A 17,586-nucleotide genomic window follows, 5' to 3' on the forward strand; every position below is an offset into this window, starting at 1 on the left:
ATTTCTTCTTTTAAGGAGGTAAGAAGTAGCAACTAAGCTCCGATATATTTCCTTTTTACTTTAGGTTTGATGGCTGTAGTGATCTCATAGGGAATTGTACCGGCTTTTTGAGCCCAAGTTTTGGCAGATAGTTCTCCATTTCGAAGCAACGTAACTTCCTGTCCTTCACTAAACTTATTTGATCCAAGGAAAACAGCCGAATAATCCATACTAATCGTCCCAACCTGCGGATATAAGCTGCCGGAAATTTCCATATCAAACTTACCGCTCAAACTTCGAAACAGTCCGTCGGAATAGCCAACCGGAACAATACCCAGCCAGCCATCTTCGGGCGCTTGCCAGCGAGAACCATATCCCACCAAATCTCCTTTTTTGATTGGTTTAACCTGAACCAGATGTGATGTCCATTCTATTACTGGTGATAACTCAGGAATCTCCACTTCTCCGGGTGCATAACCGTAAAGACATACGCCCGGGCGCACGGCATCAAATTGGGTTTCTTCTCCATAGTAGAAGATTCCCCCGCTGTTGGAAGTATGGGCCATTAAATCATCCGAAAAATGAGACCGTATATTTTTGAATAGCTCAATCTGCTTTTTTACTCCTTTATGATTTTTTTCATCAGAACAGGCAAAATGAGTGTAAATACCGGTGTAGTTCAGGCCTGAATACTTTTCAACTGCGGCAACTGCATCTGAAATCTCTTCAGGTAGCATCCCCAAACGAAACATGCCGGTATCAAATTGAAGATGGCAGCTAGTGCCTTTTTTGAGTCGTTCAAATACAGCTAAATGGGAAATGCTGGCCGTGATGTCATACTTCTTATATAAGCCTTCCTTGCCTTTGGGAGGTACGCTAAAAACCAGGATTGGATTCTCAATTCCACTCTCCCGAAGCTTTATGGCTTCCTCCAGCCAGGCCACACAAAACCATTCTACTTTGTCCTTCAGGTAATTAGCTACTGGCAACATTCCATGGCCATAAGCTTCGTTCTTTACCACCGCCATCCGTTGTACCTTGGGTTTCAGCCGGTCAGTTACGGCCTGTAAATTCTGCCCAATTTTATCAAGATGAACCGTGAGTATGGAGTTCAAAGAATACCTCAGCTAAATGAAAAGAATGACTTCTTGTTATTTTTCAGGATGACTTGTGCCGCGTTGTGTCCGGCTGCGCCAAATACTCCTCCGCCCGGATGGCAGGAAGCACTGGCCAAATATAATTGTTTAACAGGAGTTTCGTAGTTACTCATTTCCGGAATGGGGCGAAACATAAACATCTGGTCAAAGCTCATTTCCACGTGCATTACGTTACCTCTCAACAAACCATGTTTCCGTTCAATGTCCAGGGGAGTTTGGATGTACCAATCTATGAGTTTGTCTTTCATATTGGGGGCGTAATCGGTGACTACATCGTAAATCTTCTGTGCTTCCCGCATGCGGATATCATCCCAGTGCATGCCGTTAGCCAACTTATACGGATGCCACTGCGCCCAGGCAAATAAGGTATGTTTGCCATCTTTAGCTACTTCGGGATCAATCTTGGAAAAGGTCATGCATAAAACCGCCGGTTTTTCTGGCGGGAGTTTTTTGGTATAATCGCCTATAGCATTATTCATGTACTGTACGGAAGGTGCCAGCAACTGAATGCCATTGTGAATGTGGGGATCTCCGGGAGCTGCGCTGTAATCAGGCAATTCCTCTACCGCACAACGAATCACCATGCCAAAACCGTTGCCTACGTTGATATTTTCTACTTTAGTGAACATGGAATCATCCAGATGCTCCCGCCCCACCATTTTCATCATGGTAGTTTGCACATGCGCATTCGAAACAATGGTATTCGCCCGGAATTCCTCCCCGCTTTCGGTGCGAACGCCAATGGCCTTGCCGTTTTCTATCAGAATTTTTTCTACGGGTTGATCCGCCCTTACTTCCCCGCCATGAGCTTCAATCATGTTTTTCATGGCTTGGGTGAGCATACCGCTCCCCCCTTTGGGATGTTTGGCTCCACTCTGATGCAACATTGATTGCCAGCCAGCAAAATCACCGGTAGCACTGTGATCCGGCAATGGTCCCGATTGAGCTGCAAACCACAAAATAGCGGCTTTCATGTACGGACTTTCAAATGCATCGTCTACTACTTTCCCATAACTGGAGAGTATCTTTTGTAAACCAGCAGCCTGCTCTCCTTTCTTGAACATCGAGCCATCCCGAATCTGGGCTTTGGTCATTTCGGCAAAAAGGCTTCCGGCTTTTGGTGAAGTCATGAAAGCTTTCAGCACGCCTTTGTTGATCTTACCCCAAAAATCGATGAACTCTTTGTAGTTCTCTACATCCTCCGGGGCTACTTTGGATATGGACTCCAGCGTGCGATCTACATCTTTCCAAAAATGAATCACTCCCTTTCCGGTTGGCACGGGATAGGACATAATCGGATCCATATCGATGTATTCCAGTCCATATTTTGTCAATTCCAGATCCTCAAGTATTCCCGTTTGATGAATCATGATATGGACTGAAGACCCAACATCCATCCGAAAACCATGGGGGTTTTCATCTGATTGGAACATCGTCTCGGTTCGCACGGCACCGCCTATGGTTGTATCACGCTCGAGTACCAATACTTTATAGCCGTGTTTTGCCAAATAGCAACCGGTTACCAATCCATTGTGGCCGGATCCAATAATTATTGCATCAGTTTGATTCATGCGGTAATTGTATTAAAATTAATGGAATGAATTTAATCTTTATGTACATTTTATAGTCAGTACATATTGAACTTCATTCTCATTCCCACGCGGTAAAAATAATATCCAAACATTCATAAAATGAATTTTTTTAAGACTTTTTTAGCGACGCTCTTAGGTATTTTTACTTCCCTGTTTTTACTCTTTCTGGTTTTTATTGGATTTGTAATGGTCAGCTCTTCGGAACCCGCCCCCCAAGTAGATGCTAATTCCGTGCTCACTATCAATTTAACCGGGGATATTCCGGCCTACGTGGTCCCCAGTCCACTGGAAGAATTGATTGATCCCGCTGCAACAAATCGCATTTCATTAGAGAGCTTAAAAGCAAACCTCACCAAGGCTGCAGCTGACGATAACATTCAAGCTGTTTGGGTTAAAACAAACATCGTAGGCGCATCGTGGGCTAATTTGGAGACGGCACGGCAGTATTTTCAGGACTTCAAAGAAAGCGGCAAGCTGCTGTACTTCAGTACCGATGATATCGGGATGAATGAAAAATCCTATTTTTTGGCCACTGCTGCGGATGGCATTTATTCACCGCCCAATACCAATTTCGAGTTTGACGGATTTGTAACCCAAATGACTTTTTATGCAGATATGCTGGATAAAATCGGTCTTAAGCCACAGGTATTTAGAGTAGGTAAATACAAATCGGCTGTAGAACCTTTCCTGCAAACATCAAGCTCACTTGAAAGCCGGGAGCAGATGCGAGAGATTATGGGCTCTGCTGCCTCAACTTTTGTGGCAGCCGTTACCGAACGAACCGGCAAAACACCGGATGAAATTAACACCATGCTGAATTCGGCGCCCATCAATCGCATTAATTTTGCCGTTCAGGAAGGACTGATAGATTCACTGGCTTTTGAGGACGAAGTAGAAGAAATTATCAAAAAAGCCATCGGTACTGACGATGAAGAATTGGAAACCATCACTTTTAGTCGATATTCCAAAGTATCCAAAGGCAGCGCAGGGATTGATACCAATTACCAAGACGATAAAGTTGCGGTCATCTACACCTCTGGTGCTATCATGCCCGATTTAGGAAGCACTCCTTTTGGCGGTTCCCAAATGATTACTGCAGATGACGTGCAGGAACAGATAGAAGATGCGCTGGATGATAGCAAAGTAAAAGCCATCGTGGTTCACATTAACAGTCCCGGCGGTTCTGCTACCACCTCCGATCTTATCTGGAATACATTGAAAAAAGCCTCTGAGAAAAAACCCGTTATTGCTTCCATGGGCTCTGTAGCAGCCTCCGGTGGTTATTACATGGCCATGGGGGCCGACACCGTAGTAGCCGGGCCTAACACCATCACCGGCTCTATTGGGATCTTTAGCGTGCTCTTCAATACCAATGAGCTACTTGAAGATAAAATCGGACTGGATTTCGAAACCCTGACCACCCACGAATACGCTGATCTTTATGACTTAACCGATGCATTTACCCCCGCAGAAGAGCGCATCCTTCAGCAAAACACAGAAAACGGTTACGAAACGTTTCTCAGCCGTGTAGCTGAAAACCGCGGAATGACACGGGATGAAGTACATGAACTGGCTCAGGGAAGAGTGTACACCGGCACCGCTGCTCATGAAGTTGGTTTGGTTGATGTTGTTGGTGATATTGAAACAGCCATTGCCCTGGCAGCTGAGATGTCCGAAATGGAAAGCTGGAGAATTGAGATCTACCCAAAACCTAAGGGTTTATACGAGGCGCTTTTTAATACTGCTAATACCCAGGCCCAAATGCTGCTAAGAGGTTGGATTCCCGAAATGGCAAGGCAACCGATCGAGCAAGTCTCGCTCTACCAACATGGTTCTAATGTCCAAAGTTGGGCCATAATGCCTCTCAGATACGAAATAAATTAAGCATATATGCAAGTAGGAAGATTTAATATTGAACAGCTAAGCGAGGGCGTTTTTGAAGTCTTCGAAGACGGTATCATACAAAAAGCCGAACATCCGGTTCCCGGTAAACCATTACAAACCGAATTATCAACTAAACGCCCGGTTTCAATAGGCATCAACCCAATTTTGGTAAGTGATGGCAAACATCACGTACTGCTGGATACCGGGCTTGGCTGGGGGCTGGATCACAAAAGTCAGTTCACCGACACTTCCAACCTGCTTACAAACCTCGAGATATTCGGCCTGACCCCTTCTGACATCACTCATGTGGTACTAAGTCACCTACATTACGATCACGCCGCAGGATCCACATATGTTGATGAACGCACTTCAACCTGCCCTACTATGAGCTACGCCAACTATTTCATCCAAAAAAAGGAATGGTATTTTGCTTTGGAACAGATGAGTTCCGGGCAACAGATGGCTGGGGCTGGGTATAATCTGGATGAATTTTATAAGCTGGCAGCAGAAGACAAACTGGTGATGATAACGGATGAGGCCTTTGAGCTGCTGCCGGGCATCGATATCATTCGTACGGGAGGACATACACCCGGGCATCAAATTGTAAAAATCCATGACGGCGGTGAGGTAGCATACTATTTAGGAGACCTTGTGCCTTCAGAGTACCATCTTAATCACTACGCCATGCGTCAGTTGGACGTAGATCCGGTACAATCTAAAAAAGCCAAAACGTTAATATTACGTCAGGCTTCCAAAGAAAATGCCCTTATGTTATTTTACCACTCTATTCATGCCAAAACCGGCAAGTTAGAGCGGGGTAAAGATAAAAATTTTGTATTGCGCGATATTAAACGTTAACCCAAAATCAATTTCATTAAGCTAACAGATTGTTATTTCTTTCTTGAAGAGGAGAAAAACTGCTGAATTTTTTTGAGCAACGATTTTTTTGATTTGTTCTGATCAAACTTCTCCCGGTGATGGACAACACAGCTTTGGCACGCCAAAACAATGTTTCCATTCTTATCTTCCACTTCCGTTAGTTCAACTTTAAACCGTCCCAAAGGACGAAGTTTTCCTTCTTCCGCATTACAAAAACTACATGTACGAGTACGAGTCATAATTTTTTTAGCTGTCACACTTTACTAAACTCAGCATGTAAGAGCGATCTGAAACCTAATCCTTACAAAAAATTTTATTTTTTTTCAGTGTTTACTAATCTTTTTTTTCGCTAATTCGTTTCCTGTCAGCAGGTTCCAAAAAGTTTTTCAAATTTTGATGAGGAACCACAAAAAGACTTTTTATTATTAATCATCAACATACAAGTAGTCTAACAGCACTGACAGGAACTGCATGTGCATTTACTTATCGGTAATAATAAGTCTTAATTAATAAACATTAAATACCTCTAATAAAAAACACAGCTTATGAAACAACTGCTACTTTTCTTGTTTCTATTTTTTTTAAGCATTTCGATACAAGCCCAGACCGTAACTGTCAGAGATGCAGAAACACAGGTGGCACTTCCGGTTGTAACTATAAGCAGTCAGGATTCAAAGGTTTTTGTAACCACGGATAAACAAGGACAAGCAGATCTTTCTGGGTTTAAAGGTGCTGAAACCATACAACTAAGGTTATTGGGCTACAAGAAGCAGGTTCTTAGCTACCACCAGATCGAAGAAAATGATTTTCAGGTGTTCCTCCAGCCTACCTCTTTTACCATGGACCATATGGTAATATCGGCTACCCGCTGGCAACAGACTTCTGAAAATGTACCTTCCAAAATTTCTCGCATTAGCCCGGAAACCGTTTCTCTGCAAAACCCGCAAACAGCTGCTGATTTGCTGCAACTTTCGGGAGAGGTTTTTATTCAGAAAAGCCAGCAGGGCGGCGGCAGTCCCATGATTCGTGGGTTTGCGACCAACCGCCTGCTTTATGCGGTAGACGGAGTTCGGATGAATACGGCAATCTTCAGGGGTGGAAATATCCAAAATGTAATTTCACTGGACCCTTTTGCCATAGAAAATACCGAAGTGTTGTTTGGTCCCGGTTCCGTTATTTATGGAAGCGATGCTATTGGCGGAGTGATGAGCTTCCAAACTTTAACCCCAGAGTTTTCTATGGATGATGAGCTGAATGTACATGGCTCCGCGGCTATCCGAACTTCTTCGGCCAATAATGAACAAACTGGCCACTTTGATGTAAATGTTGGAGGTCAAAACTGGGCTTTCGTAAGCAGCCTCAGTTCCTTTGATTATGGACATTTACGTCAGGGCAGTAACGGTCCGGATGATTACCTGAAGCCTACCCATGTAGAAGCGGGCATAAATTCAGATAAAGAAATTGTGCAAACAGATCCCCTGTTGCAAGTCCCTTCGGCTTACTCACAGTTAAACCTGATGCAAAAAATTCGCTATAAAGCGTCCAATCAATGGGAGTTTAACTATGGATTTCACCATTCCGAAACCTCCCCTTACGGACGCTATGACCGCCATAACCGTGTTCGTGACGGCAATCCCCGGTATGCTGAATGGAAATATGGGCCACAAAAATGGACCATGAACCATCTCAAAATAAATCATACTTATGAATCGGGTTTGTATGATCAGCTAAGCCTGAGCATGGCCCACCAGTCATTTAAGGAAAGCCGAATCAGCCGGAATTTTAATCAGGCCGAGCGTGAAATCCGTACCGAAGATGTGGATGCATATTCCATCAATGCAGATTTTATGAAGTTTACCGGTGACCGAAACACCCTCTATTTCGGAGCTGAGTATGTAATTAATGATGTGCAATCAACCGGCATCAACGAACAGATTGATAGCGGAAACAGACAACCCGGTCCCTCCCGATATCCCGATGCGACCTGGCAATCCATCGCCGCATATCTTAATGACGATTTTCAATATTCAGACAAGTTCACCTTCCAGGCAGGCATACGATATAACCATGTGATACTGGATGCTGATTTTGACACCCAATTCTACCCTTTTCCTTTTGATGAAGCCAATGTAAACAATGGATCACTGACCGGCAGTATCGGAGGTATCTATAAGCCCAATTCCAGCTGGCTGATAAGCGCCAATCTCTCCACTGCTTTCCGGGCTCCGAATGTAGATGACATTGGTAAGATATTTGATTCCGAGCCGGGTGCAGTGGTAGTCCCTAATCCCGACCTAAGCGCTGAATATGCTTACAATGCCGACCTTGGCATTGCTCATACGTTTGGAGAAGCTGTAAATTTGGACCTTACCGGTTATTACACCTTGCTTAATAACGCTATGGTTCGTCGCAATTTTACCCTAAACGGTTCTGATAGCCTGATCTATGATGGAATCCCAAGCCAGGTTCAGGCTCTTCAAAATGCAGCAAACGCCCGCGTCTATGGTTTACAAGCAGGGCTTCAGGTTGAATTTAACCATGGACTTTCCCTTAGCTCTGATTTCAATATCCAGAAAGGCGAAGAAGAAATGGATGACGGGACTATCAGTCCTTCCCGGCATGCAGCCCCCTGGTTTGGAGTAACACGCTTACAGTTTGATAATCAGCCACTTGAACTTGAACTCAATGCCTACTATCAGGGCGAAAAAAAACATGATGAACTGTCGGTAAGCGAACAAGGTAAAGATGAAATCTATGCACTTGATGCAGAAGGACAAACTTATGCACCGGCATGGTACACACTCAACTTTAAGGCCCGATACCAACTGTCTGAGACATTGGAGACCAGCGCCGGTGTTGAAAATATTACGGATCAGCGATACCGCCCCTACAGTTCAGGGATATCAGGCCCGGGAAGAAACTTCATACTTTCCCTAAAGATGATGTTCTAAAAAAACCGGCCGTTATCTGTTTCTAAGCCGCTCTATTTTTTCAAGGATACGTGGATCAAATTCATCTTTGGCGCGCTCTTCGAGCAAGTCTCCTGCACGTTGTGATGAAATTTTCAACACGGCATCCAGAGCCTTATAACGAATTCTGGGATCACGGTCAGACAGTAAACTCTCCAATTCCTGTCTCCAGTATTCAGCACTGTTCTCATGTCTCAACAAAATGTTGAACGCTGATTTCCGGATGGAATACGGATAGGATGCTTCCAGGTATTCGTCAGCCAATGGAAGCGCCTGACCGGTGGTATCCTCTGCCACAACCCGCTCCAATATATAAATGGCCTTTTGATCATTTTGTGCGCTCTGCTCAAAGCGTTGAATTATCTCCAGCAGACTGCCGGTGGATGCAATTTTTTTGTAGGTATTAACAGAAGCCCTGAAAACAGTATCCGCAGGAGATTGACGAATAACATTGCGCACGGAATAGCTCACATTCTCATTTCCTGGATAATTGGATAATGCTTTGATGGCCTCCAGCCTGGTTTCCCGGTCATCTGAGTTTAATAAATTCAGGAAGGTTTGTTCTGTTCCGGTATCTCCCCCGGTAATAGTACCGAGTGTGCTATACAAAGCGGCTCGAACTTCCTCATTATCTTCCGTCCGTAAAACGTCCCTGATGGCAAGCTGTAAATCGGGCTCATCCGCATAAGCCTGAAGCTGAATAGCCGCCTGTTTTCTTAGTTCCGGTTCTGAACTTCTAAGCTGATTCACCCAAAACATCATGGGTTTATTTTCCTGAAGCTCCAGGGCTAAATCTTCCTGATTATTCAGGGTTACGTATTCCACAGCCCTTGAAACCTGAACAGTAACGGTATCCACACTTCCTGTAAAACTGATTTCTGAACGGGTGGTATCTGCAAACCCATATTCGGTGAGCTGCAATCCAGCCAAACTTTCCAATTCTTTACCCTGTGCACTAAATAACAGATTTAATTGTCCGCTGGCTTCATCGTAATTATAATCTACCTTATAAACGTAGCCTGCGTTATCGCTTTTAACCTGTTGTGGCTGAACCTGTTTTTTGTATCTGGGCAACTCCACTTCATCCCAAAAAGTACCGGTCCGGCGATACCAAAAATCGGCATATTGATCCCACAATACCACCCCGCGATATTCATCAATAAGGTTAGGCAAAGTTCCGGAGAGAGTGTTTCTGAAAAAGTCAGCTTCTGTATTGGCAAATTCCTGCTGCCAGCTGTTCCAGGCATTAATTGAAAGTAAGGAGTCAGCATTTTGCAATTCGTTTGCTTTTGCTGAGCCTGTGAGTATCGTTCTCAATAACTCATAATTGGCTGATGGCGCATCCAGGTAACGTTGATAGTTGCCCAGCCATTGAGCGACGATACCTCTTTTCAACTGGGCCGGCAACGATCCCAGGTTTTGGTAGAGATAGATGATTCCTGCCCCGGCCTGAATCTCCTCCCATTGGTGATCAGGCAATACAACAATATTTAACACGGGATAAGGAAATTCATACGACAGTTTATCCTCATACTCATTAATAAAGTTGATGGCTTGCTGCAACAAACGTGACCGTATTTCAGGCATTATGCTTTGTTCGGCTGAATATAACGTCAACCTTTTGACGCCGGAACGAGCCGTTTCGCGAACATAATTACCTACAGCCAGGCTTATGCCGGTTACAGGAACGGCTTTTTCTGAGCGCCATCGCAATGTTTTTTCATCGGTTGAAACCACTTCATCCTCTATTAACTCCCCATTAAATACGGCAGTTTTTTCTGCAGGGATGGTTATGGTTGCCTCAACCGGGCTTTCTACCCGCGGATGATCGGGAATCGGTAACCAATGCCGGCGGGCTTTGGGATTCAGAGAAGTCCACATGTTTCCATAAACATCTTTGTGGATACCATAGGAAGAAGAACTTTGCCAAGTGATCAGCAATTCTGCGGTATCATTTAGCTTTAGGGTATCCGGCAAAGAGATAATCAGGGAATCTTCGGAAACCCGGTAGTTGAGCTCTGTTTCTCCCTGCATCACTGTTTGTATTTCGATGTCGGAAGTATTAAACACCAGCTCGGCAACTCCCGGTTGCCGTGCTTTAATTTGATACCGTCCGGCCCCTTGTATCAACGCCGAGGAAGGATCCACCTGTACATCCAGCTGAATATCCTGTAACTGGAACGGCAAGGCCGGATAGGCCTCGTATTGCCACCGGGTGTCGGCCCTGTTTTGCGCATGCAGAGCTGTGCCTATCAATAGCAGGACTGCGATACTTATATAAAATCTTCTCATTGTATATTATGCTTTTCAAAGATCGATTTCACTTTGGGGAATAACTTTTTATTGGTTGAAAAACCATTGCCGGAATGGATGGTTTCCTCACCTTTTACGTCACTGAAAACACCGCCGGCTTCCTGTACTACGGGCAATAACGCGGCCGCATCCCAAATATTTAATACGGGATCGTACATCAAATCGGCACGCCCGGTAGCTACCATCAGGTGGCCATAAGCATCGCCCCAAGTTCGGTGTAATTTGGTTTTTTCCATCAATTCCATAAACAATTCCTGCTGGCCGTTCTCCTTAAACCGAAGAATTTCAGTAACCAGCAAGGTAGAGTCTTCAAGCTTTTCGGTATCCCGAACTTTGCATGGTTTGCCGTTAAAGGTAGCTCCGTGTCCAATAGCAGCTGCACAGAGTTCTTCGAGCGCGGGGGCATATATGATGCCAACCTGAGGCTCATTATCAATCATAATACCTATAAGCGTAGTGTAAAACGGAACGCCATGTATAAAAGATTTGGTTCCGTCAATAGGATCTAAAACCCACTGTATGTTACTGCCCTCGTTAGTTTTACCAAATTCTTCGCCAATAATTCCATGGTCCGGATAGCGCTTCAGAATTTCCTCTCGTATGATTTCTTCGGTTTCGCGATCAGCTATGGTGACCGGGGAGTCATCCTCCTTCTCTATTATTTCTATATTTTGTTTAAAGTACTGCAGGGTGTGGTGGCCACCAATTTTCGCTATTTCTGTGGCGGCGGAAAGTAATTCTTTAGTCATGTAAAAATAATATTCATCAAAAATTTAAACTTAAACTGTATCTTCGAAAATAAAACTATGAGTATGAGTACGGTTCACCAAAAATTATTGGCATTGGTACTGCTTTTTCTGCCCTTGGCGGCTATCGCGCAAAACGGACAAGTACAGCTGAGTAACGAAAGCAAGTTAAGCATTAATGGAAAATCAAACGTAAATGATTTTCGCTGTTATTCTGAGCATCAGCTGCAGCAGGATTCCCTTAGTTATTCCTATCATTTTGAAGGAGATGTGATTGAAGTAGACGGAGTTTCCCTTTCTCTGCAGGTAGATCAATTTGATTGTGGACGAAAAGGCATCAACCGTGATTTTCGTAGTGCCCTCCAATACAAGGAATATCCTTTCATTCACATCACATTAAATGAACTGATTCTGGAAAACGAGGAAGATATTGTTCCAAGTTCAGCGCGGGTTACCATTAAAATTGCAGGGGTTGAGCAAAAATACACCGTTCCTCTGAATGCCTTTTCAAGCAGTGAAGAACGGATCATTGTAGGTGGCAGCAAAGTTCTTTCCATGCACGACTTTGGGATTGATCCTCCCTCACCCATGCTTGGACTGATCAAAGTAAGCGATGAGCTGGACATACAATTTGATCTCGTCATCAGGTATTAGCAATTCTTGTCTATTTAACCGCCATTCAGCATTAATACCCAAGCCAACGAATGGCACATCATTTATCAAAATCATTGTGTTATGAAGAGAATTCCTTAGTAAGTTAGGGATTAAAATTTTGTTAGCTCTACTATGAAAAATATCCCTAACATATTAAGTGCCATACGGATGGTTCTGGCGCCGATATTCCTGTTCATGTATATACAGGACGAGCTCATCTGGCGCTCGCTAAGTGTTGCCGTCTTTGCCACTGCGGCTGTTACCGATTATTTTGATGGCAAAATAGCCCGCTATTACAAAGTGGAAAGTGATTTCGGGGTTTTCCTGGATCCGCTGGCCGACAAGTTTCTCACTTTTGCCGGCTTCTTCTGCCTCCCTTTTCTGGATACTGCACAATTCCCCTGGTGGGCAGTAGCCCTGATCGTAATCAGGGATGTTGGGGTAACAGGCTTACGCATCTACACCAACCGGAAAGATATTGTTCTGGAGACCCGCTTTACGGCCAAAGCAAAAACCATGGTACAGATGATCTTTCTTTATGCCGTACTGCTACTGGGTGTTTTTAAAGAAGCAGATATTGAATTTGCCAACCTTGCAAACCAGTTTTTTAATTCCGGTCTGCTCTATTACGCCATGATGTTTGTTACGGTGCTCACGGTTTACTCAGGCATTGAGTACCTGTGGGTAAACCGAAAGATTCTAAATTCCCAGTCTCAAGCTTCATGAACGCCTTAAAGTTTTTCCTCGGAACAGGATGTTTCTCAGGCCTGTTTCCCAAAACACCGGGAACGGCCGGAAGCCTGGTTTTTCTGTTTCCCTTGTATCATGCGCTACAAATATCAACGGTTTGGCCTGTTATTCTCATTGTACTCTCAGCCTCGGCCGTTTGTTTATGGATAGCTTCTTACTTTGAGGATATCTATGGCAAAGATCCCGGCATTTTAGTGATGGACGAATGGGCCGGACAGGCACTGGTTTTTTTAGGAATGCCCTATTCAGGTTTGCTCGAAGACCGTGTTATTATGCTATTAACGGGTTTTATTCTATTTAGATTCTTTGATCTCTTTAAACCACTTGGCATCAGCAAACTTCAGGATTTGCCCCTGGGTTTTGGTATTTTTATGGATGATTTATTGGCAGGATTGTACGCGCTTCTCTGTTTAAAAACCCTTATTTTTATGTGGCCAAATTTATTTGGAATGATCTAACCACCCTCATTCATCGCAGCGGTACCATTAACAGAATTTAAAAAGACTTATGATACTTAATACTTCATTTGCACGTGAGCTTGCGGCCCATTTGCTTGATATTAACGCGGTAATACTACGGCCAAACGATCCTTTTACGTGGACCTCAGGATGGAACTCACCCATCTATTGCGATAACAGGCTAACGCTTAGATTCCCGGAAATCCGTAACAAAATTGAGAACGAATTCACCAACATTATTCAGGAAAAGTTTTCTGATATAGATGTGGTAACCGGTACGGCAACGGCGGGTATTCCACACGCTGCCTGGGTGGCATCAAACCTGAACAAACCTATGGCCTATGTACGGGCTAAAGCCAAAGCACACGGCATGGGTAACCAGATTGAGGGCGGTGTTAAAAAAGGTGAATCTACGGTGGTTATCGAAGACCTTATTTCTACCGGCGGTTCTGTTATTTCGGTTGTAGAAGCCCTGCAGTTTATCGGTGCTAACGTGAACGCCATTCTTTCCATTTTTACTTATGATTTTGACAAGGCATCACAAAAATTTACGGATGCCAACGTGCCCGTTTACACTCTTACCGATTATAAAACGCTGGTAAATGTAGCCGTGGAAAAAGGTATCATTGACGGAGAGGATCTCGACGAACTTTCGAACTGGAGAGACCATCCCGATATTTGGCCCGACAGCCCCGCAGACAAAGATTGATTGCTTGGCGGCTTTTATTTTATGTTGAACCTATGACCGGTATACTTCAGGATGGGCAATAAAAATCTTATTTTTGCCCTTCTGTAATCATCTAAAACTATTAGTACAGTGACTGACAAGAAATTTTATATAGAGACTTACGGTTGCCAAATGAATTTCGCGGATTCGGAGATTGTGAACTCCATCCTGCTGGAAGAAGGCATGAAACCTGTTCATGAAGCGGAAGAGGCCGATGTAGTATTGGTAAACACCTGCTCCATTCGTGAAAATGCCGAAACCAAAGTTTGGAACCGTTTGAAAGAACTGCGGTCTATCAAAAAAGAAAACGGAGAGCTGACCGTAGGCGTACTGGGCTGCATGGCCGAACGTATCAAAGACAAGATTATAGAACAGGAACACCTGGTGGACATCGTAGTGGGACCGGATGCTTACCGTGATATTCCCCGACTGCTGGAAGAAGTGGATGATGGTCGTAAAGCCGTAAATGTATTGCTCTCCCTGGAAGAAACTTATGCGGACATCGCTCCCGTTCGTACCACCGGCAACGGCGTAAATGCCTTTGTATCCATTATGCGTGGCTGTGATAACATGTGCGCTTTTTGCGTAGTGCCCTTCACCCGTGGACGCGAACGCAGCCGTCCGATGGAATCTATTCTCCGCGAGATAAAAGAACTCAGCGATCAGGGCTACAAAGAAGTCACGCTGCTTGGCCAAAACGTGAATTCATACCTGGATGGTGAAAATACCTTCACCAAATTGATGGACGAAGCCAGCAAGGTCGATCCAGAAATGCGTTTCCGGTTCTCATCGCCCCACCCCAAAGATTTTCCCGACGATCTGCTGCACCTGATTGCAGAACGGCCAAACTTGTGTAATTATATCCATATTCCTGCACAGGCCGGAAGTGACACCATGTTGGAACGCATGCGTCGCCCCTACACCCGAGAGCAATACCTGGATTTGGTTGAAAAAATGAAGTCCATCATTCCCAGGGTTTCCCTTTCTACGGATATCATTGCCGGTTTTTGTGATGAAACCGAGGAAGAGCACCAGCAGACCATGTCACTCATGAAGGAAGTGGAATACGATCTGGCCTACATGTTTGCTTATTCTGAGCGTGAGCGTACCCTGGCCCATCGCAAGTTTGAGGATAATGTACCTGAAGACGTTAAGAAGAAGCGCCTTTCCGAAATCATTACGCAACAGATGGAAATACAAGCCCGACGAAATCAAAATGAAATCGGCAATCGGCACGTAGTATTAGTGGAAGGAACCAGTAAGCGCTCCGATGAACAAATGAGCGGACGTACCGATACCAATAAAATGGTGGTATTTGACCGTAAAGACTTTAAACCCGGTGATTATGTTGAAGTTGAGATTACCGGAGCAACCTCAGCTACCCTGCTTGCACGCCCGATTGGTAAAACCACACTACAAGACTATTACGGAGCTGAAGTAGCGGCAGCCTGAGTGAAACCATCCCCGGCCACATATCTCTACACTTTACTGCTTTTGTGGCTGTATGTGGGAATGCAGGCCCAAGTAACTGCTCAAACTTCTTTAGGAGTGATTTGGGACGTGCCCGCCACGGAATCGAACCAAACAGAGCAGTTACAAACCTTCAGCGAGCATGGCGTTCAGTTTCTGGAGATTGAGGCTTCTGTATCATCCAATCTTCAGGAAGAACTAACAAGCTATCCCTTTGAAGTGATGGTACGGCTCTCTCCTGCTTATCTGACCATAAATGATACCCGTGATAACAGAAATGAGCTGAAAGAAACCTATTTCCAGTCTATAGAAAGTTATCGGGATTTTGAAGCTTTGCATTCCATAGGCCTGCTCACCAACAGCATGGTACAGCATCCTGACTTTGATCCGCTTTTTAATCCCCTGTTGGATTCTTTACGGTCTGCCTCAGGTACTGATTTATACTTCAGTCATGGCGAACAATGGTTTTATTTTTCTGAACCACAGCAAGCCTTTGCCCGGCAGTTTTATGACCTCGAATTTGATGAACAAGACCTGATCTCTGCCTCCGGATTTTTACAATCCTCTGGAACCAATAGCCCTTCTGCTGAGATTCATTTTATCCATTCACAGTGGCTGCTGCAAGCCCTTAACGACTATCCCGAGTTCAGTAAAAGCCTGTTAGCCTATCGCACTACAGGTGAGTGGCACCTTCCCCTGCCTGAGGCAACTCCGCAAGCTCTGAATATAAACTGGCTGGTTTTAGTTTTGATACTGTTGTGGATCTCTCTGGCTTTGCAGTTCAAATACCTGCCTTACATAAGACCAATGATGCTTCGTTTTTTCTTTGCCCACCGGTTTTTTGTAGATGATATTCTGCAATACCGCGAACGTGCTGCAGTAGGTGGCAGCTTGCTTATGCTAAAACACGCGTTATTTGGCGGGATGGTGACTTACCTCACGGGCCGCATTTTACTTTCAGAAGAAGGTCTCACGGCGCTCCTAGAAAATTATCCTTTGATTGCAATTGCAGGTAACCAATACATTTCGCTTTTCTTTTTTGCAGCCCTTTTGATTCTAATAACTGACCTGATTTCTATTTTCTGGCTCTACTTGCCCGCCAAAAACCTTAATCACCTCAGCCAGGTTATCAACCTGTATGCAGGCAGTTTTTACCTGGATTTCATTTTGGTCACCTTTATGGCTACCTCTTTTCTTGCCGGATGGAGTCCAATCCTTGTTCTTTCATTAGCCGCTATTTTTGTTCTGATCTGGTTTTTAGCCTATAATCTGGCGGCTTTCAACGCTTCTACAAAAATGGGCCAGAATCGTACCACCTACCTGTTGCTTACCATAGGCCTACACACCTTAGTCCTGATTCTTTTCCTGGTTGTATTTTTTACACAGACTGATGTGCTACAAGTTTTGAAGCTGGCTCTAAGTCTTTGAGCATTGCTTAAAACTTATACATTGTCTTCACACCAAAGTTGATCCACTTCATATTTCGGTAATGCTTCACATTCTCAAAATCTTCAGGCTTTTCCAGATATATAAATTGATAGGAAGCGTAAAGTCCGATATCAATCTTTTCCAGCCCTACAAAATCAAAAGAGGCGCCTATTTCAGTATTAATACCATTGGAATTGATCTCCCCCTCAAAATCATCATTAGAGACATCTGCCCTGGCATACCCTGCTTCCAGATAAGGGGAAAAATGTACATCTTCAGCCATCAGAAGGTGTAAAGCGGGCCCTGCCATTAATTCGATAATGTGAGCTTTTGTCTTGGTCTTCTGCTCCAGGTTTAGATAAAACGAGTACTTGGAATAGGTATACCCCGCGTGACCATCTAAACTTAAAGTAGAACTAAGCGGGTAACTGTAGCCCAGATCAAAACTCACCACTCCGTCAAAATCAGAGAAAAAATTATCGCCTGCCTGCACCGGATAAGATACATCGGCTGTAAACTTACCACTTTGGGCCAGAAGAGATTTACAAGGCACGAATGATAAGATCAGAATTAGGAAGAG

The 17,586-nt window shown here is 44.3% G+C and carries 15 protein-coding genes; 9 read left to right on the plus strand and 6 right to left on the minus strand.

Annotated elements, in window-relative coordinates; all coding sequences use genetic code 11:
• Nucleotides 1-32: 32 nt before the first annotated feature.
• Both alr and FN815_RS12805 read right to left on the minus strand, forming a co-directional pair.
• Complete coding sequence (alr, locus tag FN815_RS12800; RefSeq protein WP_185957294.1) at nt 33-1,094, minus strand: alanine racemase; 1,062 nt, start codon at nt 1,092-1,094, stop codon at nt 33-35.
• Nucleotides 1,095-1,102: 8 nt separating this feature from the next.
• Nucleotides 1,103-2,707 (minus strand): phytoene desaturase family protein, encoded by a 1,605-nt coding sequence (locus tag FN815_RS12805; protein ID WP_142455041.1) that lies wholly within the window; start codon nt 2,705-2,707, stop codon nt 1,103-1,105.
• A gap of 120 nt (nt 2,708-2,827) precedes the next feature.
• On the opposite strand from FN815_RS12805, the gene sppA reads away from it, so the two are divergent.
• Entirely contained in the window at nt 2,828-4,612 is a 1,785-nt protein-coding gene (gene sppA, locus FN815_RS12810) for a signal peptide peptidase SppA (protein WP_142455042.1), read from the plus strand.
• A 6-nt stretch (nt 4,613-4,618) separates the two neighbouring features.
• Nucleotides 4,619-5,470 carry an MBL fold metallo-hydrolase gene (locus FN815_RS12815; protein WP_142455043.1) on the plus strand — a complete coding sequence of 284 codons (852 nt, stop codon included), beginning with the start codon at nt 4,619-4,621 and terminating at the stop codon, nt 5,468-5,470.
• 32 nt (nt 5,471-5,502) lie between these two features.
• Here FN815_RS12815 and FN815_RS18930 read toward each other — a convergent pair whose 3' ends face one another.
• On the minus strand, nt 5,503-5,748 hold the full coding sequence (locus tag FN815_RS18930) for a hypothetical protein (RefSeq protein ID WP_185957295.1): 246 nt from the start codon (nt 5,746-5,748) through the stop codon (nt 5,503-5,505).
• 288 nt (nt 5,749-6,036) lie between these two features.
• Between FN815_RS18930 and FN815_RS12820 the strand changes: the two genes are divergently transcribed.
• Nucleotides 6,037-8,442: a TonB-dependent receptor gene (locus FN815_RS12820; protein ID WP_142455044.1), complete on the plus strand. Its 2,406-nt coding sequence runs from the start codon at nt 6,037-6,039 to the stop codon at nt 8,440-8,442.
• Nucleotides 8,443-8,454: 12 nt separating this feature from the next.
• Here FN815_RS12820 and FN815_RS12825 read toward each other — a convergent pair whose 3' ends face one another.
• A complete protein-coding gene (locus tag FN815_RS12825; protein WP_142455045.1) occupies nt 8,455-10,752 on the minus strand; it encodes a HEAT repeat domain-containing protein in 2,298 nt (765 codons plus the stop codon).
• A complete protein-coding gene (hisN, locus tag FN815_RS12830; RefSeq protein WP_142455046.1) occupies nt 10,749-11,522 on the minus strand; it encodes a histidinol-phosphatase in 774 nt (257 codons plus the stop codon). Before hisN ends, FN815_RS12825 begins: the two co-directional genes overlap by 4 nt.
• A gap of 63 nt (nt 11,523-11,585) precedes the next feature.
• On the opposite strand from hisN, the gene FN815_RS12835 reads away from it, so the two are divergent.
• The 6 genes from FN815_RS12835 (at nt 11,586) to FN815_RS12860 (ending at nt 17,006) form a co-directional block, all read left to right on the plus strand.
• On the plus strand, nt 11,586-12,173 hold the full coding sequence (locus FN815_RS12835; protein WP_142455047.1) for a YceI family protein: 588 nt from the start codon (nt 11,586-11,588) through the stop codon (nt 12,171-12,173).
• A 132-nt stretch (nt 12,174-12,305) separates the two neighbouring features.
• Nucleotides 12,306-12,899: a CDP-alcohol phosphatidyltransferase family protein gene (locus FN815_RS12840; protein WP_142455048.1), complete on the plus strand. Its 594-nt coding sequence runs from the start codon at nt 12,306-12,308 to the stop codon at nt 12,897-12,899.
• Nucleotides 12,896-13,381, plus strand: a complete 486-nt coding sequence (locus tag FN815_RS12845; RefSeq protein WP_142455049.1) for a phosphatidylglycerophosphatase A family protein — start codon at nt 12,896-12,898, stop codon at nt 13,379-13,381. The genes FN815_RS12840 and FN815_RS12845 overlap by 4 nt, the downstream gene beginning before the upstream one ends.
• A gap of 49 nt (nt 13,382-13,430) precedes the next feature.
• On the plus strand, nt 13,431-14,090 hold the full coding sequence (pyrE, locus tag FN815_RS12850; RefSeq protein ID WP_142455050.1) for an orotate phosphoribosyltransferase: 660 nt from the start codon (nt 13,431-13,433) through the stop codon (nt 14,088-14,090).
• Between the two features lie 108 nt (nt 14,091-14,198).
• A complete protein-coding gene (gene miaB / locus FN815_RS12855; protein ID WP_246075282.1) occupies nt 14,199-15,560 on the plus strand; it encodes a tRNA (N6-isopentenyl adenosine(37)-C2)-methylthiotransferase MiaB in 1,362 nt (453 codons plus the stop codon).
• Nucleotides 15,561-17,006 (plus strand): hypothetical protein, encoded by a 1,446-nt coding sequence (locus FN815_RS12860; protein ID WP_142455051.1) that lies wholly within the window; start codon nt 15,561-15,563, stop codon nt 17,004-17,006.
• Nucleotides 17,007-17,013: 7 nt separating this feature from the next.
• Here FN815_RS12860 and FN815_RS12865 read toward each other — a convergent pair whose 3' ends face one another.
• Nucleotides 17,014-17,559 (minus strand): outer membrane beta-barrel protein, encoded by a 546-nt coding sequence (locus FN815_RS12865; RefSeq protein ID WP_185957296.1) that lies wholly within the window; start codon nt 17,557-17,559, stop codon nt 17,014-17,016.
• Between the last annotated feature and the right edge of the window lie 27 nt (nt 17,560-17,586).

Origin of the sequence: Gracilimonas mengyeensis (genome assembly GCF_900182705.1) — a bacterium.
Taxonomy (GTDB): Bacteria; Bacteroidota; Rhodothermia; order Balneolales; family Balneolaceae; genus Gracilimonas; species Gracilimonas mengyeensis.